This window comes from Kitasatospora sp. NEAU-69 (genome assembly GCF_057158765.1).
In genome coordinates, this window is the sequence record NZ_JBWXUE010000024.1 from 30,920 (window position 1) to 51,020 (window position 20,101).

Below are 20,101 nucleotides of genomic sequence, written 5' to 3' on the forward strand. Positions count from 1 at the left end.
CGCCTGAGCCGTCAGGGCCGGACGGACCCTAGGCGAGGCGGTGCTGCGACCTGGGCAGCCCGGCGATGCCGGCGTCCCGCTCGGCGATGTCCGCGAGCATCGTGAGGTCCGCCCGTGCCGCGCGCAGCAGCGCGGGGTCGAGCTCGGCGATGGCGAGCCCGGTGTCCGTCTCGCCCAGCTCGGCCAGCTGGTTCCCGTCCGGTCCCCAGACGCCGCTGTGCCCGCAGGTCTGCCAGCCGCCGGTCGGCCCGACGTGGTTGGCCATGAGCGTGAAGACCGTGTTGTCCATCGCCCGTGCCGGGAACCAGACCCGGGCCTGCCGGCGCCCGCCGCCGACCCCGAAGAGCGCGCCGACCAGGTACGCGTGGCAGCCGTCCAGCGCCGCCGTCCGGGCGTGCTCGGGGAAGCCGGAGTCGTAGCAGATCCCCAGGCCGAGCCGCCAGCCGTCCAGCTCCAGCGTGCAACCGGCCGCGCCCGGCTGGAAGATCTTCGGCTCCGCGCCGAACAGGTGCTGCTTGTCGTACCGGGTCACCACGACGCCGTCGCCGCCGAAGACCAGCGCCGAGATGTGCAGCCCGTCGGCCGCCCGGGTGGCCGCGCCGACCACCGCGGCCGTCCCGGTCTCCCGGCAGGCGGCGGCGATCGGCGCCAGCCGCGGGTCGTCCTCGGTCACCGTGTAGCGGGCCGGGTCGGAGGCGATCAGCTCCGGCTCGTAGCCGGTCAGGAACTTCTCCGCGAAGACCAGCAGCCGCACCCCGGCCGCGCCCGCCTGCCGGATCAGCCCGGCGGCCTGCGCCACGTTCGCGGCCACGTCACCGCGGACCGGCGCGGCCTGGGCGGCGGCGATCCTGAGCGGATGGAGCGGCAGGGCGGAGCGGAGCGGGCCCGGGACATGAGAGGTCGAGGCATGCGAGATCGTCATGTCCGATCACCCTACTCAGCGCCGACGTCCCGAGTGGATCCGCCGACGTCCCGAGCCGATCAGTGCCGGCGTCGCCGACCGCTCGGCTCCGGCGCCTGCGGGTACGGCAGCCGCAGTTTGCGGGCCAGCGGGGCGACGACCGAGGCGGCCCCGAGCGGCTTCGCCAGCACGAAGAGCGAGCCCAGCACGAGCAGCGAGCCGATCCCGAGGCCGAAGAGGTTGCCGAAGAACTGGCCGCCGAGCGCCCCGGCCACCGCGCCGCCGAGGAAGTGCCCGACCAGCGCACCGGGCAGGCAGGCGAGCAGCAGGCCCAGGTGCAGCCCGAAGACCCGGCGGCCGTCCAGCCCGCTCTGCAGCGGACTCTTCAGCGCGGCGCGCATCACCTGGGCCCGCTTCTCCGGGTCCTCGGGAGCCGAGGGCAGCGAGCGCAGGCGCCTGGCCAGGGCCCACCCGGTGATCGCCACGCTGATCACGCAGGCCACGCTCTGCGCGGCGGCCATGCCGACCACGATCCAGCGCGGGCTGAGCACGAGGTAGGCGAGGTAGGAGAGCAGCACGTTGGCGCCGGAGGCGACCACGGTCAGCCAGAACGGCGTGCGGGCGTCGCCCATCGCGTAGAAGCCGCGGGCGAGGGCGTACTGCGCGCAGAAGAACGGGATGCCGATGGCGAACGCGAGCAGCGCGTCGGAGATCACCGCGAGCCCGACGCCCTGGTGGCTGCCGTAGCCGTAGGCGAGGTGGGTGATCTGGCCGGCGAACGCGATGAACAGCACCGTCGCCGGAATGATCATGGCGGCCGAGTTCCGCAGCACCCGGGCCAGGTCGGCCCCGATCTTCGGCAGGTTGCCCTCGGTCGCCGCACGGGACATCTGCGGCAGGATCGCGGTGACCAGCGAGATCGTGATCACGCCCTGCGGCACGACGAACAGCTGGTACGCGTTCGAGTAGGCCGCGTTGCCGACGCCGAGCAGGCCGATCTTCTGGCCCAGCTCATCGACGCTCGTGGTCAGCGAGGTGAGTTCGGTGAAGGCCACCTGGGTCACCACCACCAGCAGCAGTGCCCAGGTCGCCGCGCGTAGCGGAGCGCCCAGCCCCGCGCCGCGCCAGTCGAAGCGCGGGCGCCAGCGGAACTTGGCGGCCTTCAGCGAGGGCAGCAGACCGAGCGCCTGGGCGACGACGCCCAGCGTCGTGCCGATGCCGAGCAGCAGCGTCTGGCCCGAGGTGACCTTGCCGGCCGACTGGGCCTGGCCGCCGATCACGATGTAGAGGCCGAAGACCACGATCGCCACGACGTTGTTCAGCACCGGGGCCCACATCATGGCGCCGAACCTGCCGCGCGCGTTGAGCACCTGCCCGAGCAGCGTGAAGAGCCCGTAGAAGAGGATCTCGGGCAGGCAGAAGCGGGCCAGCGCCACGGTCAGGTCCCGCTGCGCGCCGGTCCAGTCCGAGGCGTACACGGTCACCAGCAGCGGTGCCGCGATGACCGCCACCAGGGTCAGCGCGACCAGCGCGACCGTGCAGAGCGTGAGCAGGCGGTCGGTGTACGCGACGCCGCCGTCCTCGTGGGTCTTCGCGGCCCGGACCAGCTCGGGCACGAAGACCGAGCTGAGCGCGCCGCCGATGAGCATCACGAAGACCACGTTGGGCAGCGTGTTGGCGACGTTGAACGCGCTCCCCAGCGGCCCGGTGCCCAGGGCGGCGACCAGCACCGCGCTGCGCACGAAGCCGAGCCCGCGCGAGGCCAGCGTGCCGATCGCCATGATCAGCCCGTTGCGCCCGGCCGTCGCCTCCTCGGACTTCTCGGTCTTGGCGGGTGCCGTGCCGCCCTCGCGCTGCTGGGGCAGCTGGCCGGCGCCCGGCGGGGCGTAGCCGGCGGCCGGGCCGAAGCCCTGCGCGGGGATGGTCCGCAGCGACATGGTCGGCGGGTCGCCGTAGAGCTGCGGCATGCCGTAGTCCGGCGGCAGCTGGTACGGCTGCGAGACGTGGTAGGGCTGGTCGGCGCCGTAGGCCTGCTGCTGACCGTCCTGGCCGTAGGGCTGCTGCTGGTAGGCCTGCTCGGGGTAGGGCTGATCCGGGTACGGCTGCTCGGCGTACTGCTGGCCCGCGTACTGCTGGCCGGGGTGCGGGTGCTCCTGGTAGCCCGGCTGCGGGTACGGGCCCTGCGGCTGTCCGTAGCCCGGCGGCGGCTCGTTGTACGGGTAGTTCGGCTGGTACGCCTGCGGCTGTCCGCCCGGACCACCCTGACCGCCCGGATCCACCTGACCCTGCGACGGCGGCGCCGGGTACGGCTGAGCCGACCCGTACGACTCGGGCGGGCCGTACGAACCGTACGGCTCACCCGCCGTGTGCGTGGTCATCGGACCCCCGTCGCTCGGTGCCTGGGCAGGTGCTGCGGCGGGGCTGCCGCCGAGCTGTCGTGCTCGGGAACGCCGAGCTGGGCATGGGTATACCCAATCGGAGCAGTTTGCCGTATCCAGGCACTTCATGGGGAGCCCTGTGCCATGTGGCAGAGATCTCCGGCGGCGTAGCCGGGCGGGCGGGCGGTGCTCCGGGCGGCCGCGACCTGCTGATTAGGCGCCCGTTTTGCCAGCCTTTGCGTGGGATTGGAACGGCTGGGGAGGGAGTGGCAGGGGTCGTACGATACTGTCCGCTTCCCTCCCACCACGGTTGTGGATCACTCGTGTGAGGTATCTCACGAGGCGTCAGTTCGATGGGTGTCGAACTGCCGTGCGCCGAGCGGTCCGGACGGCTCGGTCAGTTCGGGCAACTCGGCGAGCTCGTCGAGATCGCTGATCTCGCTGAGCTCGCCGAGATCGGCCGGCGCGTCCGGTTCGGTCGGCTCGGTCGGTACCGGCAGCCCCGGGAACGGGACCGAGCTCGCGAGCACGCTCTGCACCCGCGGCCTGGTGCGCCAGTCGACCCGGCGGACGTCCCGGGAGAGCGCGCCGGGCCGCCACAGCTCGACGGCGACCGTGGTGCCGCCGAGGACCGCCACCGCCAGGAACCAGCCACCGAGCACATCGCTGGGCCAGTGCACGCCCAGTGCCATCCGGGTGAAGCCGACCAGCAGGACCCCGAGGCCGGCCAGCGTGCAGCAGACGATCCGCACCGACCGCTCGGCCCGGGGCCAGACCAGCGCGACGAGCGTCGCCGCGGTGATCGCCGCGGTCATCGCGTGCCCGGACGGGAAACCCGGGCCGGCCACCTGGGCCACCGGGTCGGGGAAGCTCGGCCTGGGGCGGCCGACCAGTGCCTGCGCCGCGGCCTCCACCCCCCAGCCGACCAGTGCCTGTGCCGCCGTCCAGCCGGCCAGCGTCCGGGCGCCGATCGCCCAGAGCCAGGCGGCCGCCAGCGCGAGCAGCGCGCGCATCACGGTCGGGCCGCCGAGCGTGGTGATGGTCTGCATCGAGGCGGCCCAGGCGGCGTGCCGGCGGGCGAGGCCGTGCAGCGCGGCCGTCCAGTCGCCGTCCAGGGTGGCCAGCGGGCCCCAGTGGTGCTCGATCAGTGCCAGCAGCACGCCGAAGAGCGCGCTCGCGCCGACGGCCACCGCGGCGTAGCGGGGGAGCCGGGCGTGCAGCGTGGGCCGCTGGGGCTCACTGTGGCTGTCGGGGACGCTGGTCAGGTGCATGGCTGACACCTTCCCAGTGACGTGAGTCGAACCGGCAGGTGACGCATCGCGATTTCGCATCTTTTGTGCGGGCACGGCGTATGGATCGCCGGGATCGATTCGTTTGCGTCGGACGTTGGCCGAAATGCGTAGGGGTTCACCGGTTTCGTGGCCGGTGACCGCGCACCGGTCCGGAGTTGCCGATCGGGCCACAGCAGGTGCTCGATCGGTCACGGACCGTCCAATTTCATCGTGAAAACGTGCAGGATACTGCATGTCGGCAGGAATCTGAGCGACTTGGGAATGTTGTCCGGATTCTGCACGTTGGATTGTTACGTGCGAGGCCCCCGGGGTCCCGCAGTACAAGGAGGCGTCGTCGTCGCCGAGAGCAGACCCGGGCATCATCAGCAAGGGAGCAAGCATGGCCACCCGTGCCGTCGTTCGCGACAGGGCCGACCGGACTCGTACGGCCCGCCCGACCAACCTTGAAGCCGACCGCGACCTGGTCGGCATGTACCTCGACGAGATCGCCAGGACCCCCCTCCTCGATGCCGCCGAGGAGGTCGAGCTGTCGCTGCGCATCGAGGCCGGCGTCTACGCCCAGCACCTGTTGGAGGAGGCCGCGAGCGGCACGGCGCTGCCCGAGGGGACCAGCCGCGAGGAGCTGGAGGTGATAGCCGCCGACGCCGAGCGGGCGAAGGACGTCTTCATTCGCTCCAACCTGCGCCTGGTCGTCGCCGTCGCCCGCCGCTACCCGCGCAGTGGGCTGCCGCTGCTCGACCTGATCCAGGAGGGCAACGCCGGCTTGGTCCGCGCGGTCGAGAAGTTCGACTACGCGAAGGGCTTCAAGTTCTCGACCTACGCGACCTGGTGGATCCGGCAGGCGATCACCCGCTCGATCGCCGACCAGTCCCGGACGATCCGGCTGCCCGTTCACCTGGTGGAGGAGCTGGGCCGGATCCGGCGCGTCCAGCGCGAGAAGTCCAAGGAGCTCGGCCGTGAGGCCGACCCGGCCGAGGTCGCGGCCGAGTTGGACACCACCGAGGCCCGGGTCAAGGACGTGCTGGACTGGGCCCGTGACCCGGTCAGCCTCAACATGGCGGTCGACGACGAGGGCGAGACCCAGTTCGGCGACCTGGTCGAGGACACCGGCGCGGTCTCGCCCGAGGACGCCGTGATGGTCATGCTCCGCCGTGAGGAGCTGGACGACCTGATCGGCCGCCTCGACGACCGCACCGCCTCGATCATCCGCTCCCGCTACGGCATGGAGGACGGCCGTGAGCGGACCCTGACCGAGGTCGGCAAGCAACACGGGCTGACGCGCGAGCGGATCCGCCAGATCGAGAAGCACGCGTTGGCCGAGTTGAAGAAGATCGCCGATCACGCAGGTTTCGAGGCCGCCTGACAGTCGGGCCGCCTGAAGGCGAGAGCGTCTGACCGCGAGCTCGCCGGACATCCCGGTCGGCTGCCCGGGTCCCGTTCACCACACGGGACCCGGGCCTTCCTCGTTTCGGCCCGTCACTCCTGGTCGCATGCGCGTGAACGCCTGATTGCACTCGCACAGTTATCCGCTCCGCGTTATTGACGGACCGTCGGGCACGGGCTGAGATGTCTGCACATCTGCATATCAGCGCGCTGGAGCCGCGTCGCAGCTGCGCTTCGGCCTGCCGTCCGGCTGCCCCCGTGCGCGCTGCGGTGGCGCTGCGGCCGGACCGGCCGCGGCCTGCGGAGGCCGGTGGCGCGGCCGACGGAGGGGGCCCGACTCATGCGGCACGGCCTGGTGGACGGTTGCCACAGCCACTACGGCCTCTGGGGGCGCGAGCGGGAGATCGACGCCGCTCGGACGGCGCTTCGCGGCACCGGGGCGGTGCTGCTCACCGGGCCGGCCGGGATCGGCCGCAGCGCACTGGCCGAGGCCGTCGCGCGGGCGGAGGCGGGGCCGGACGCGTCGGGGACCGGACCCGTCGTGCTGCGCTGCGCGCCGGTCGAGGAGGAGCGCGAGCTGCCGTACGTGGCGCTCGGTGACCTGCTGCGCGGCCTGGACCTCGCGGCCGTCCCCGAAGTGCCGCGCGCGGCACTGGAGTCCGCGCTGCTGCGCGGCCGGCCGCCGGTCGGCGGCGCGGACCGGCTCGCGCTGCGGGTGGGGCTGCTGCACCTGCTGCAGTCCCTCGCGGGTGAGCGCGGCGTGCTGCTCGTGCTGGACGGCGTCCAGTGGCTGGACCCGCCGAGCGCGGCGGCGCTGCGCTTCGTGCTCCGCCGCCGCGGCGCCGCGTCGTCCGGCGGCGCTCTGTCCGGCGGCGACATCACGGCCGGCGCGAGGGGCGCTGCGGGGGCCCGTGCGGTGGCCGACTCGGGCAGCGGGGCGGGAATTCGCGTGCTGGCCACCGCGCCGTGCTCGGCCGCGTTCGCCGCCTCACCGCTGCCCGCCGAGACCGTCGAACTCCCGCTCCGCCCGCTTGCACCGACCGCGGTCGCCGCGCTGCTCGCCGCCGACCGCGGCGGGCCGCTGCCGGTCGCGCTGCTGCGTGACGTGCAGCAGACGGCCGCCGGGAACCCGCGCCACGCGCTCGATCTGGCCCGAGCCGGGTTCCGGCTTGCCGACGGTGGACCGCAGGCCGTCCCCGCCCGGTCCCGGGCGCTGGTGCTGGACCGGCTGCGCGGGTTCACGGCGGCCGAGCGCCACGCGCTGCTGCTGGTCGCGGTCGCCGCCCGGCCGACGCCGGCCGGCATCCCGCTCGCCCAGCTCGACCGTGCCCTGCACGCCGGTCTGTTGGAGCCGGCCGACCCCGCCGGCGGCCTGCCGGCCTCCTCCGGCCTCTTGGCCTTCTCCGACCCGCTGGTCCGTGTGGTCCTGCTCGCCGAGGCCTCGCCGGCCGAGCTGGCCCTGGCCCGCGACGCGCTCGCCGCCGGCGCCGACCACCCCGTCGAACGCGCTCGGCTGCGCGCCCTCGGGCACTCCGGCCGCCCGGATCCTGCGGACGCCGCCACCCTCACGGCGGCTGCCGCGCATGCACACGCCTGCGGCTACCCCGCCACGGCGTACCACCTCGCACTGCTGGCGGCGCGGCAACTCCAGCGCCCCCGAGCCGAGTCCGCCACCGCCCCGGCTCCCGCCGGGCCGCAGCCGGAGCCGATGCCGGACGTCCTGGCCGCGCAGCTGCTGATCGCGGCCGAGTACGCCGCCGCGGCCCAGCACCGTTCGGCAGCACGCGCGTTGGCCGAGTACGTCCTGGCGCCATCCGCCGGCCCCGCGGAGCCGCCCGCCCCGCCGCCGAACCTGCCGCTCCCGGCACTCCCGCCGCTGCCGTCGTTTCCCGTCGCCTGCCACTCACCGGTGTCCGCCGCCCCGGGCGAAGCGATGCCCGGGTCCGCCGCCACCTTCACCGCTGCCCCGATCGCGCCCGTCCCGCCGCCGAGCACCACCTCGCTGCCCGAACTGCGGGCACGCGCGCGCCTCGTGCTCCTGTGCTGCGCCGGCCAGGCACTCGCCGGCCTCGGCGAGTTGATCACGGTCGGCCTCGCCGAGCTGGCGACCGCGCCGACCCGCCATCCGGCACTCGAAGCAGACCTCCAGCTCTGGTCGGCGAGGCGCTCACTCCTGCTCGGTCACGTCGTCCATGCCCAGGAAGCCGCCCAGGAAGCCGTGCGGCAGGCCGCGAGCCTCCCCGTGCGCGACCCCGCTCGGCAGGCCGCCGCACTCGCACAACTCGCGCTCGCCCGGACCAGCAGCGGTGAACCCGGCCTCGCCGCGCTCGCGCTGGACGAGGCCGGCACGCTGGTCGCCCGCGTCGACCGTCGCCACGAACGCCGGACGCTGCGCCGACTGCTGCTCACCGCCGAGCTGGAGCTCGACCGCCCGGACCGGATACGCCCGGCGATGGCCGCCCTGCTCGCCGAAGCCACCGAGCAGCAGAGCGCAGCCCTCGCGGACCCCAGCATCCCGCCACACTCCAACTCCTCACACCCGAACCCCTCACACCCCAACTCTTCAGGCTCCAACTCCCCACACCGCACCCCCTCACACCGCACCCCCTGGTACCCCAGCCCCTCGCTCCTCTCCGAACTCGCCCAAGCCGCCGACTCCGTCCCGCTTCTCACCGCGCTGACCAGCGCGCACGCGGCGCTCGGCGACGGCGCCGCGGCGCTGACCGTGGCCGGCAGCCTCCAGGAGCTGATGGCCGCCCGCGGCGAACCGCTCGCCGCGCCCGGGAGCGTGCTGACACCCGAGCAGGGGCCGGCGCTGCTCGCCGTCGCGTCCGCCGAGCTCGTCGGCGGCAGCGCCGAGCGCGCGGCCGCGTTCGCGAGACGGGCTGCGGCCGAGTGGGCAACGGTCGGCGACGACTGGCACCAGGTCCGCGCGCTCGGCCTGGCGGGCGAGGCCGCGCTGCTGCAGGGAGACGTGGCGACCACGGCCGCCGGCGTCGAGGTGCTTCAGGAGGCACGTCGGCTCGACGGCGCGAGCGGCGCGGCGGAGCCGGCCGCCCTGCGCCGGCTGGCTGCGCTGGTGGAGGGGCTGACCGTGCTGGGCGAGCACACGGCGGCGACCGAGCTGTTGGGCGAGGGACAACAGGTGCTGCGCAGCCGGAAGTTGCCCGAGGCGCCCGCCCTGGAGCGGGCGGCGGGTGTGGCGCAGGCGGCGGTGGGGAGTGGGCGGGAGGCGGTGGCACTGCTGCGGACCGCGACGGAGCGGCTACGCGACACGGGTGCGGCCCTGGAGACCGCGCGGACACTGGTCGCTCTCGGATCGGTGGAGCGGCGGCTGCGCCATCGGCCGGCCGCGCGGGCCGCCTTGCTGGAGGCGCGCGAGCTCTGTGTCACAGCGGGGGCGGTTCCGCTGCTCGCGCGGGTGGAAAGGGAGTTGGAACGGCTCGACCAGACGGTCGGCACTCCGGGCTCGGACGGCGGCCTGCTGACGGCGAGTGAGCACCGCATGGCGGGCCTGGCTGCCGATGGCGCGACGAACCGCGAGGTGGCCGCCGCGCTCTTCGTCAGCGTCAAGACCGTGGAGGGCACACTCTCGCGCGTTTACCGCAAACTCGGCGTGCGCTCGCGGGCCGCCCTCGCCCGCGCCCTCGCCGCCTACAGCTACGGCTGAGCCCGCGTCACGGTGTTCCGGGCAGTACGAGCGCGCGTCAGCGTGTCCAGGACTGCGGGCAACTGCGGGCTTTCGGACACTCCCCGACACCTGCGGACACCGGGCCGTCACACGGGATGCAGGGGATACCCCTCTTTTGATGATGCCTCGACAAATCTAGCGTGAAGCCATCGACCCCAGCCGGCCACGGCGCCCAGCCCGACCGACCCCAACTTCCGGTGGTTCAGGTGTCCGTGGCCGAACGCTTCCGTCCCAGGAGGACATCAGTGAAGTCCCGCATCAGGCCCGTGATCGGGCTGCTCGCCGCGCCCCTGCCGATCATCGCCCTCGCCGCCACCCCTGCCCTCGCCGCGCAGCCCGCCGCCCAGCCCCTCGCCTCGCTGCGTGGGGACGTCGTGGCCGCCGTGAACCACTCGGTGCAGACCGGGGCGGTCGCGGCCGGGCAGCAGATATCCGTGGCGGTCAGTCTCACGCAGCGGGACCAGGCCGGCCTGGACGCCTTCCTCGCCCAGGTGACGAACCCGCAGTCCGCCGATTACAAGAACTACCTGACTGTGGACCAGTTCGCGGACCGCTTCGGCGCGAGCCCGCAGACGGTGGCCAAGGTCTCGGCGTACCTGGCGTCCCAGGGCCTGCAGGTCGGCCAGGTGAGCGCGAACCGCCTCACGGTCGAGGCGAGTGGCACGGCCGCCCAGGTGCAGAAGGCCTTCGGCACCAACCTCGCGAACTACCGGGACAGCCAGGACGGTCGCAGCTACTTCGCCAACACGTCGGCTCCGGTGCTGCCGGCCGACATCGCCGCCGTGGTGACCGACGTCTCGGGCCTGAACAACTACGCCAAGTACAGCCAGCACACCGCCAAGGCCACTCCGGCGGTCACTCCGGACGCGACGCCCAAGGCGCCGACCGGGCTGAACCCGACCTCCGCCCGCTCCGCGTACAACCTCACCTCCTCCATCAGCGCCGGTTACACCGGCAAGGGTTCGACCGTCGGCCTGGTCGAGTTCTCGGCCTTCAAGCAGTCGAACATCACGACCTACGACAGGTACTTCAAGCTGACCCCGCCCACCCCGGCCGTGGTCAAGGTCAGCGGCGGGACCACCGACCTGTCCGGCGAGGACGAGGTCGAGCTCGACATCGAGGTCGTGCAGGCGCTGGCGCCCGGTGCCGCGGTCAAGGTCTACGAGGCGCCGAACAGCGACGCCGGCGAGATCGCTCTCTACGCGAAGCTGGTCAGTGACAACGTCCCGGTGATCTCCAGCAGTTGGGGCACCTACGAGGCCGGCGAGACCCCGAGCAACCGGGTCGCGGTGGACGCCGACCTCAAGGAGGCCGCAGCCCAGGGGCAGTCGGTCTTCGCCGCCTCCGGCGACAGCGGCTCCGACGACGCCGGCAACGGTGGCACCTCGGTCGACTTCCCGGCCTCCGACCCGTACGTCACCGGTACCGGCGGGACCACGCTCAGCCTGTCCTCGGGGGCCTGGAGCAAGGAGACCGCCTGGTCCGGGAGCGGTGGCGGGGTGTCCTCGTACTTCACCACGCCGAGCTACCAGACCTCGGTGAACAGCACCGGGAACCGTGCCGTGCCGGATGTGGCGGCCGACGCTGACCCGTCCAGCGGCTGGGCGGTCTACACCCAGGGAGCCTGGGCGGAGTACGGCGGCACCAGCGCGGCGGCGCCGAACTGGGCGGCCTTCGCGGCGGTCTACAACAGTGAGGCGGCGGCCAAGGGCAAGCCCTCCTTCGGGTTCGCGAACGGCACGATCTACAACCTGGCCTCCTCCGGCTCCTACTCCTCGGCCTTCCACGACGTGAAGTCCGGCAGCAACGGGGCGTACAGCGCGGGCGTCGGCTACGACAAGGTGACTGGTTGGGGTTCCTACAACGGCGCCAACTTCCTCAGGGCCGAGCTCGGCTGAGTCGAAGCAGTCCGGTCGCCTTGCAGTGAGCAGTGAGCAGTGAGCAGTGAGCAGTGAGCAGTGAGCAGTGAGCAGTGAGCAGTGAGCCGGGACGCCGGCCGCCGGGTTGGTCGGGTAGGGGTCGGGCCGTCGTGGCCCGGCCCCTGTCGGGCGTCCTGGGGCCTGGCGTCGGCGAGCAGAAGGGGGTTCGACGACAGGCCCTAGGCTGGATGTCACGATCCACAGGCGGAGGCAGGGCGATGGCAGGACAGGACGAGCAGGCGGAGCCGGAGACGGTGCCGACCCCGGAGGCCGAGCGGACGGCCGCCGCCACGAAGGCGGCCAAGCTCGTCTTCAAGGATCCGCTGAGCCGGCAGACCAGTGACGACACGGACACCGGCTGGGGCGAATCCGGCTCCGGGCGCGGCCTGGACTGGTACCTGAGCCAGCGGCCGCCGCACCACGGCGACTGAGGCGGGCCGGCTCCGGCGGTAGCGGGCCTGGGTCGGGGTCGGGGACGGGTGGTCCAGGCCGGACGGTCATGGGCAGGGACTCGGGGGACTGGCGAGGACTGGTGATCGCCGGCATGCGCAGGGTGCCGGGCGATCGGGGCCGGGCGGAGACGGTGGTCAGCGACCGGTCGCCCGGGGCGGTGGGCTCGTCGGGCCGGCCGGTGTGTGGGTGTGCGCCGGTGCGGCGTTCGACTGCGGGGTGCTCGCAGGCTGGGGCCTGGCGGGCCGGGCGGTCGCGGCCGGGGCGTCCGCCGACGGGACGGGGATCGGGAGTGCGGAGCGCAGCGGTGCTGCGGCGAGGGCCGTCGCGGCAGCGAGCAGGCCCGCCACCACGACGCCGGGTCGGTGCCGCACCGACTGCCGGAGGCGGTGCCGGCCGCCGCCACCCCGTCTGATCGGCTGGAACTGCGGCACCGTCCGGCCCGGCGGGAGCGCAGACGCCGAGTCCGGCGGTGGAGCATGGCCGCCGTGCGGGCGCCGCGCCGCCGTTCTCGACCCGCACCGAGGGCCTACGGCGAGCCCGGGCGCCTGCACGTGCCCCTGTGTGGCCGCAGCGCCAGGGACAACGCCGGGAACAGCCGCGCTGGTGGCAGGGAAGCCGGTCGCAAGCTCGGCGCCGAGCATCGGGTCCGGCACCGCCGCCACCACCGGCATCGGCACCGCCACCGGCCCAGGCCCCGGCTCGGCTGGGGGAGTGAAGAGCGATGTGGTCATGGTCTCGCCACCGCCTCTGCGTCAGCGGAATCCCGGACTCGGAGATCAGGGCCTCGGGATTCAGGGCCCTGAGATTCACCGATACCGGGAGGTGAGCGGGGATCCGCTCGCCGTGATCAGCATCCGCGGATCGCAGCACCGCTGCCAGTACTCATCGCGCACCTGTGGATAACCACGGGTATGTGGATAACTTTCTCGGCCCCCACCCCGCGACATGTCCCCCGAATGGCCTATTCGCCGGCCCGGATCGCCCCGCCTCTCCCGTGCCTCCCGCCTCACCCACTGGCCACACCAGCCCCAGTAGCCACGCCCCACCACCCCGCACGCCCACACGCACGCCAAAGCCCCCCGCGGCACCCACACAGGGGCGCCACGAGGGGCTTGGAAAGCGAAGTGTGCAGCCTGGCGTCAGCCGGCCGAGCCGGAGCCCGACGAGGACGAGGCCGCAGCGGGGCTGCTCGACCCCGAGGAGCCCGAACCCGAACCCGAGCCCGACGAACCCGAGCCGGACGAGGACGACGAGTTCGACGCCGCGCCGGACGAGGACGAGGCCGCAGCCGACGTCCCGGAACCGGAAGAAGCGGACCCGGACCCGGAGCCCACCGAGCTGCTGGACGACGACCGGCTGTCCGTGCGGTAGAAGCCCGAGCCCTTGAAGACCACGCCCACCGCGGAGAAAACCTTGCGCAGGCGGCCCTGGCAGTTCGGGCACACGGTCAGCGCCTCGTCGGTGAACTTCTGCACCACCTCGAGGCCGTTGCCACACTCGGTGCACTGGTACTGGTACGTGGGCACTTGTCTTCCTCCTGGCACTCTCGCCTGATGAGTGCTAACGACGGTCCATGATGCGGCATTCCGCTGGATCAGTCCAGCGTGATCAGGTTTCCCCGGGTCCCGCGTCGCATCTGCGCCCCGGGAATGTCAGGATCTGCCGCGAACGCGCCGCCCGCACCACCCCGCACCTGCCTGGCGTCAGCGCTCGCTCACTCCGGCCAGCCGCTGCACCGGAGTCCCACCCCTGGCAACGGTACGGCCGGGCGCGCTCGGAGCCACCAGAAGCCGCCGCAACGTGACCAGCGCCACCAGCCCGAGCCCTGCTCCGGAGACCGGAACCAGGAATCCGCTCCACGGTCCGTGCGCGTCGATCAGCATTCCGGCGACGGTCGAGCCGGCCGCGAGGCCGAGGCCGATCGCGCCGGTCAGCCAGGTGAACGCCTCGGTCTTGGCGCCGTCCGCGACGAGCGTCTCGACCAGCGTGTAGCCGGTGATCAGGGTGGGCGCGATCGCCAGGCCGCAGACCAGGCCGGCCAGCGCCAGCGAGGTCAGGTTCGGCATCGCCCAGAGCGTCGAGCAGCCGAGCACCAGCAGCGTGTAGCTGCCGAGCATCCGCTGCCGGGCCGAGCGCCGCCAGGCGATCATGCCGTACAGCACGCCGGCCAGCATCGAGCCGCCGGCGAAGATCCCGTACACCGTGCCGCTGACCCCGGGGTTCCCCTGCGCCTCGCAGAAGGCGGTGACCGAGACCTGCATCGCGCCGAAGACGCTGCCCACGCCCAGGAAGCAGCCGGCCAGCAGCCGGACGCCCGGCGAGGCCAGCGCGGACGCCCGGCGGACGCCCGGCTCCTGCGGGTGACGGGCCGGCGCGGTGCGGCGCTGGGCGGCGAAGGCCAGCCCGCCGGCCACGGTCAGCGCGGCCTCGGTGATCAGGCCGGCCGCGGGTGCGATGCCGGTGGCGATCGCGGTGGCCAGCACCGGGCCGACCACGAAGGTGAACTCGTCGGTGACCGATTCGAACGCGAAGGCCGTGTTCAGGTAGGTCGGCGGCTGGTCGGACAGCTTGGCCACCCAGCGGGAGCGGACCATCGCGCCGATCTGCGGGATGGTCGCGCCGGCTGCGGCGGCAGCGAGGAAGAGCGTCCAGACGGGCGCGTGGCCCAGCGCGAGCGCGATCAGCGCGCCGACGGCGACACCGTGCACCAGGACGGTCGGCACCAGCACGGCGGCCTGGCCGAAGCGGTCGGCCAGCCGGCCGCTCTGCGGGCCGACCAGCGCCTGCGCGACGGCGGCGACCGCCGCGACCGCGCCGGCCGTGCCGTACGAGCCCTGGGTGTCCCGCACCAGCAGCACGACGCCCAGGCTGAGCATCGCGTACGGCAGACGCGCGGCGAACGCGGGCAGCAGGAACGTCCACGCACCGGGCGTGCGCAGCAGCGAGGCGTACCCGACGCGGGCCGGTGCGGCGGTCTCCTCGGCGACCGCGACGTCAGCCGCTGCGACGTCGGCCGTCACGGTGCCGGCCGTCGGGGCCTCGGTGGTCAGGGCGTCGCTGCCGGCCCCTGCGGGGTCGTCGACCGTTCGGCGGGCCGTCACGGTCGGTCCTTCCTACTGCCTGGTAGCGCCACCGGGGTATGGGAAAACCCCGACGGCGCCGAGAGTCGTCCTCTCGCGCGTCGACCGGGGTTGATACCGGGTCCGGCTGGCCAGGTCGTGGAAGCGGGGGCCAGAACTGCTGCGGACCGCGGCCGCCGAGCGGTCGCGCCAACTCTGCTTCAGGCAGATGTTGCGGGTGTCTGTCTGTAGATGCTGAAGATGCTTCTGCTCATCATAGGGGAAGAGAAGCTACGCGGGTAGATAAGCCGATATTCCGGCATCTCTGCCCCCGTACTCCCTCTCTCCCTCTCCCCGCCCGCCTTACCCGCCCCGACGGGTCACTTCCGCCCCTGCAGCCACCCCGCGAGCTTGCCGCCCCGGTCCACCGCGCGCAGCCGCTGCTCGGTCGCCTCTTCCGCCGCCTCCGTGGTGACCACCAGCAGCTCGTCCCCGGCCCGCAGCACCGTGGTCCGGTCCGGCACGAAGCTGCTCTCCTCGCGCACCACCAGCGTGACGGCGGCTCCGGCCGGCAGGCGCAGCTCGCCGACCTCGACCCCGGACATCCGGGTGTCCGCGGCGAGCGTGACCGAGAGCAGGTGGCCGTGCAGGTGCTCCAGTGGCGCCGACTCGATCCCCAGGTCCTGCCCCAGCGCGCCGGCGGAGATCCGCAGCCGGGTGGCCAGCCAGGGCAGCGTCGGTCCCTGCACCAGCGTGAAGACGACCACCAGGATGAAGACGATGTTGAAGACGTCCTGTGCCTTCGGCACGTCGGCCACCAGGGGAATGGTGGCCAGCACGATCGGCACCGCACCGCGCAGTCCGGCCCAGCTCAGCAGCGCCTGCTCGCGCCAGGGCAGCCGGAACGGCGTCAGCGTCAGCAGCACCGAGAGCGGCCGGGCCAGCAGCACGAGCACCAGCCCGATGACGAGGGCCGGCACGATCGCCGACCCCATCGTGTCCGGCGTGCAGAGCAGGCCGAGCAGCACGAACATGCCGATCTGCCCGATCCAGGCCAGCCCGTCGGCGAAACCGCGCACCGCGGGGCCGTGCGGCAGCTTGGCGTTGCCGAGCAGCACCGCGCAGACGTAGACGGCGAGGAAGCCGGAGCCGTGCGACAGCGCACCGCCGGCGTACGCGAGCACGGTCAGCGCGAGCACCGCGATCGGGTACAGGCCGGAGGACGGCAGCGCGACGTGCCGCAGGCCGTACGCGCCGATCTTGCCGACCGCGAGGCCGACCGCCGCGCCGATCGCCAGCTCGGCGATGATCTTGCCGACCAGCAGGTACCAGGCGTCGAACGGTCCGGTGGTGGCGAAGGCGACCACCAGGATCACCACGGGGGCGTCGTTGAAGCCGGACTCGGCCTCCAGCAGGCCGCTCAGCCGGGCCGGCAGCGGCACCGTGCGGAGCACGGAGAAGACGGCGGCGGCGTCGGTGGAGGAGACGATCGCGCCGAGCAGCAGCGACATCCGCCAGTCCAGGCCGACCAGCCAGTGCGCTCCGGCGGCGGTGACGAAGACGCTGATCCCGACGCCGACGGTGGCCAGCACGGTGGCGGCCGGCATCACCGGCTTGATCTCCCGCCAGCTGGTCTTCAGGCCACCCTCGGCGAGGATGACGACCAGGGCGGCATAGCCGAGCACCTGGGTCAGTTCCGCGTTGTTGAAGGTGAGGCCGAGTCCGTTCTGGCCGATCACCACACCGATGCCGAGGTAGAGCAGCAGGCTGGGCAGTCCGGAGCGAGTGGAGAGCCGCACCGCGACCACTGCGACCAGCAGGATCACGGACGATTCGAGCATCAGGTGGTTCAGGTGGTCGACAGTCAACGCAGGGGCACCTCGGGGTCATCGGGGCCGTGTCGCCCGCGGGGTGCCCTCGTAGGGGCGGTGGCGGGCGACGGTCGGGAAGGCCGGGAGGGGTCACTGGGGTGGAGCGGGGACCAGCAGTCGGGACACCAGCAGGTCAGTGAGGCCTGATGGATTGTTACCCAGTCTAACATTTTACCTGATTTTTTACTTCCGCCCATGCCTCGCACCGCTGCCCACCCCCTTCATCCGCGCCCGGTATGGTCCCTCTGGTTCCACCGTGGGCGTCCCCCGTGCACCTGCGCCACCCGAGTCGTCCTAATGTGGTGACCGGTCACGGCCGCTCCGCTCAGTGACGTCGCCCTGCTCCCTGCCGCTAGGACCCAGATGCCCCGCTCGCCCCGCTCGAAGAAGTTCCGGCGCGCCCGTCTGATCGTGCTCGTGCTCGTTGTGCTCCTGGTAGCCGGCGTCACAGCCGGCGGGTATTACGCGGTGGACACGGTCCGTGCCTCGTTCCCGCAGGTCAGCGGCACCATCAAGGTCCCTGGTCTGGGTTCCTCGGTGGACGTCAAGCGCGATGCGAACGGCATTCCGCAGGTGTACGCCGACACGCCCGCAGACCTGTTCAAGGCCCAGGGCTACGTGCAGGCCCAGGACCGGTTCTGGGAGATGGACGTCCGACGGCACGTCACCTCGGGCCGGCTGTCCGAGATGTTCGGCGCCGGTCAGGTGGACACCGACGCGTTCATCCGCACCATGGGCTGGCGTGACGTCGCGCAGCAGGAGTACGACACCCAGCTCTCGCCCGACACCAAGAAGAACCTGCAGGCGTACAGCGACGGCGTGAACGCCTGGCTCTCCCAGCACCCGGGCGGCAGCTCCGCCTCGCTGGAGTACACCCTGCTCGGCACGGTGAACAGCAGCTACAAGCCGCAGCCGTGGAACCCGGTCGACTCGGTGGCCTGGCTGAAGGCGATGGCCTGGAACCTCTCCGGGAACGTGCAGGAGGAGATCGATCGCTCGCTGCTGAGCCAGACCTTCGGCCCGGACCAGATCGCGCAGCTCTACCCGGACTACCCGTACGCCCGCAACGGCACGATCGTGGGCACCAACGGCACGGTGGCCGCCGACGGCACCTACAAGCCCGCGCCCTCGACCGGGCAGCAGGGCGGCGGTACCCAGCAGGCGGCGGCCGTCACGAAGTCGCTGCTCCAGGGGCTGTCCGGCCAGCTCGGCGCGATGCCGCAGCTGCTCGGCCCGCAGGGCTCGGGCATCGGCTCGAACTCCTGGGTGGTCTCCGGCGCCCACACCACCACCGGCATGCCGCTGATGGCCAACGACCCGCACCTGGGCCCCGGGCTGCCGAACGTCTGGTACCAGATGGGCCTGCACTGCCGGAGCGTCAGCGCGAGCTGCCCCTACGACACCACGGGCTTCACGTTCTCCGGGATGCCCGGGGTGGTGATCGGCCACAACCAGAACGTCTCCTGGGGCTTCACCAACCTCGGCGCCGACGTGGCCGACCTCTACCTCGAGAAGGTCACCGGCCCGAACACCTACCTGCGTGACGGCCAGGACGTCCAGTTCAAGAGCCGCACCGAGACGATCAAGGTGGCCGGCGGCGCCGACCGCACGATCACCGTGCGGGTCACCCAGGACGGCGCCCCGCTGATCTCCGACCAGAGCTCCGAGCAGCAGCAGGTCGGGATGTACGCGCCGGTCGGCAACGCCGCACCGGACCGTGGCACCAGCGGCTACGGCGTCGCGTTGAAGTGGACCGCGCTGACGCCGGGCAAGACCATGGACGCGGTCTTCGAGCTGGACCGGGCCGCCAACTGGGGCGACTTCCAGAAGGCGGCGAGCGACTTCGCCGTCCCGGCGCAGAACCTGATCTACGCCGACACCCAGGGCAACATCGGCTACCAGATGCCCGGCTCGATCCCGATCCGCGGCAAGGGCGACGGCACCTACCCGGCCCCGGGCTGGGACTCCGGCTACGACTGGACCGGCTACGTGCCGTTCAAGAGCCTGCCGTACGTCTACAACCCGTCGGTCGGCTACATCGTCACCGCCAACCAGGCCGTGGTCGATCCGACCTACAAGTACCTGATCACCAAGGACTGGGAGTACGGCACCCGGGCCAAGGAGATCACCGACCAGATCAACGCCAAGCTGGCCGGCAACGGCAAGATCTCGCCGGACGACATGCAGTCGATGCAGCAGGACAACACCAGCGTGATGGCCAAGACGCTGGTCCCGATGCTGCTCAAGGAGCAGATCAGCGACCCGTACGTGCGTCAGGCGCAGGACCTGCTCAAGGACTGGAACTACAACCAGGACGCCGACTCGGCCGCCGCCGCGTACTACAACGGCGTCTGGCGCCAGCTGCTGATCCTCGCGTTCGGCCAGAAGTTCCCGGCCGCCATCCGGGCCCAGGGCGACTGCCTGCTGGTCCAGCAGAAGGCCGACCCGAACCAGCCGGCCGGCGCGCTCGGCGGCGAGACGAAGATCGTCACGCAGTGCGGCACCCGCAAGCCCGACCAGGCCCAGCCGGACGGCGGCGACCGGTGGACCGAGGTGGTCCGCCAGCAGCTCGGCAACCCGAGCAGCCCGTGGTGGGACTACATCGACTCCAACCACATCCAGCAGCACGGCCTGGACAACCTGCTGAAGGAGGCGATGAAGGACGCCCGCCAGGACCTCACCTCCCAGCTCGGCAAGGACATCTCCACCTGGAGCTGGGGCCGCCTGCACCAGCTCAACCTCAAGGAGCAGACGCTCGGCATCGACACCTCGTCGTGGGCCTCGGGCATCGTGCACCGGCTGCTCAACCGCGGTCCGTACCAGGTCGGCGGCGGCTCGGCGGCGGTCAACGCCTCCGGCTGGACGGCGGCGGCCGGGTACCAGGTGGACTGGATCCCGTCGATGCGGATGGTGGTCGACCTGAGCGACTTCAACGCCTCGCGCTGGATCAACGTGGGCGGCGAGTCCGGCCACGCCTTCAACGCCAACTATGACGACCAGACCGACATGTGGACCCAGGGCAAACTGCTGACCTGGGCGTACACGGCGGACGCGGTGGACAAGGCGACGAAGAACAAGCTCACGCTGACGCCGTGACGGCCTGACAGCGTCACCTCGTGGCAGTGCGACTGACGGCCGATCGGAAGAATCCGAT

General features: G+C 72.4%; 11 protein-coding genes. 5 read left to right on the plus strand and 6 right to left on the minus strand.

Translation table 11 applies throughout. The features are described 5' to 3' along the window. Positions 1 to 28: 28 nt before the first annotated feature. The 3 genes from AC060L_RS25850 to AC060L_RS25860 form a co-directional block, all read right to left on the minus strand. Complete coding sequence (locus tag AC060L_RS25850) at positions 29 to 922, minus strand: carbon-nitrogen hydrolase family protein (RefSeq protein WP_483801313.1); 894 nt, start codon at positions 920 to 922, stop codon at positions 29 to 31. A 59-nt stretch (positions 923 to 981) separates the two neighbouring features. After that, entirely contained in the window at positions 982 to 3,279 is a 2,298-nt protein-coding gene (murJ, locus tag AC060L_RS25855; protein WP_483801314.1) for a murein biosynthesis integral membrane protein MurJ, read from the minus strand. A gap of 335 nt (positions 3,280 to 3,614) precedes the next feature. Continuing rightward, complete coding sequence (locus tag AC060L_RS25860) at positions 3,615 to 4,550, minus strand: phosphatase PAP2 family protein (RefSeq protein ID WP_483801315.1); 936 nt, start codon at positions 4,548 to 4,550, stop codon at positions 3,615 to 3,617. Between the two features lie 400 nt (positions 4,551 to 4,950). Between AC060L_RS25860 and AC060L_RS25865 the strand changes: the two genes are divergently transcribed. The 4 genes from AC060L_RS25865 (at position 4,951) to AC060L_RS25880 (ending at position 11,995) form a co-directional block, all read left to right on the plus strand. Continuing rightward, complete coding sequence (locus tag AC060L_RS25865; RefSeq protein WP_483801316.1) at positions 4,951 to 5,934, plus strand: sigma-70 family RNA polymerase sigma factor; 984 nt, start codon at positions 4,951 to 4,953, stop codon at positions 5,932 to 5,934. A gap of 360 nt (positions 5,935 to 6,294) precedes the next feature. Then, positions 6,295 to 9,624 carry a helix-turn-helix transcriptional regulator gene (locus AC060L_RS25870; protein ID WP_483801317.1) on the plus strand — a complete coding sequence of 1,110 codons (3,330 nt, stop codon included), beginning with the start codon at positions 6,295 to 6,297 and terminating at the stop codon, positions 9,622 to 9,624. Between the two features lie 266 nt (positions 9,625 to 9,890). After that, positions 9,891 to 11,543 carry a S53 family peptidase gene (locus AC060L_RS25875; protein ID WP_483801318.1) on the plus strand — a complete coding sequence of 551 codons (1,653 nt, stop codon included), beginning with the start codon at positions 9,891 to 9,893 and terminating at the stop codon, positions 11,541 to 11,543. Positions 11,544 to 11,782: 239 nt separating this feature from the next. Beyond that, the gene (locus AC060L_RS25880) at positions 11,783 to 11,995 is read left to right on the plus strand and encodes a hypothetical protein (protein WP_483801319.1); all 213 of its coding nucleotides are present in this window, start codon (positions 11,783 to 11,785) and stop codon (positions 11,993 to 11,995) included. Positions 11,996 to 13,156: 1,161 nt separating this feature from the next. Here the strand turns inward: AC060L_RS25880 and AC060L_RS25885 are convergent. From AC060L_RS25885 to AC060L_RS25895, 3 genes are all read right to left on the minus strand, one after another. Beyond that, entirely contained in the window at positions 13,157 to 13,543 is a 387-nt protein-coding gene (locus AC060L_RS25885; RefSeq protein WP_483801320.1) for an FmdB family zinc ribbon protein, read from the minus strand. Between the two features lie 177 nt (positions 13,544 to 13,720). Next, positions 13,721 to 15,037, minus strand: a complete 1,317-nt coding sequence (locus AC060L_RS25890; protein ID WP_483801385.1) for an MFS transporter — start codon at positions 15,035 to 15,037, stop codon at positions 13,721 to 13,723. A 419-nt stretch (positions 15,038 to 15,456) separates the two neighbouring features. Continuing rightward, positions 15,457 to 16,917 (minus strand): potassium/proton antiporter, encoded by a 1,461-nt coding sequence (locus tag AC060L_RS25895; RefSeq protein ID WP_483801386.1) that lies wholly within the window; start codon positions 16,915 to 16,917, stop codon positions 15,457 to 15,459. A 393-nt stretch (positions 16,918 to 17,310) separates the two neighbouring features. Here AC060L_RS25895 and AC060L_RS25900 point away from each other — a divergent pair, with 393 nt between their 5' ends. Beyond that, positions 17,311 to 20,043: a penicillin acylase family protein gene (locus AC060L_RS25900; protein WP_483801321.1), complete on the plus strand. Its 2,733-nt coding sequence runs from the start codon at positions 17,311 to 17,313 to the stop codon at positions 20,041 to 20,043. Positions 20,044 to 20,101: the final 58 nt, after the last annotated feature.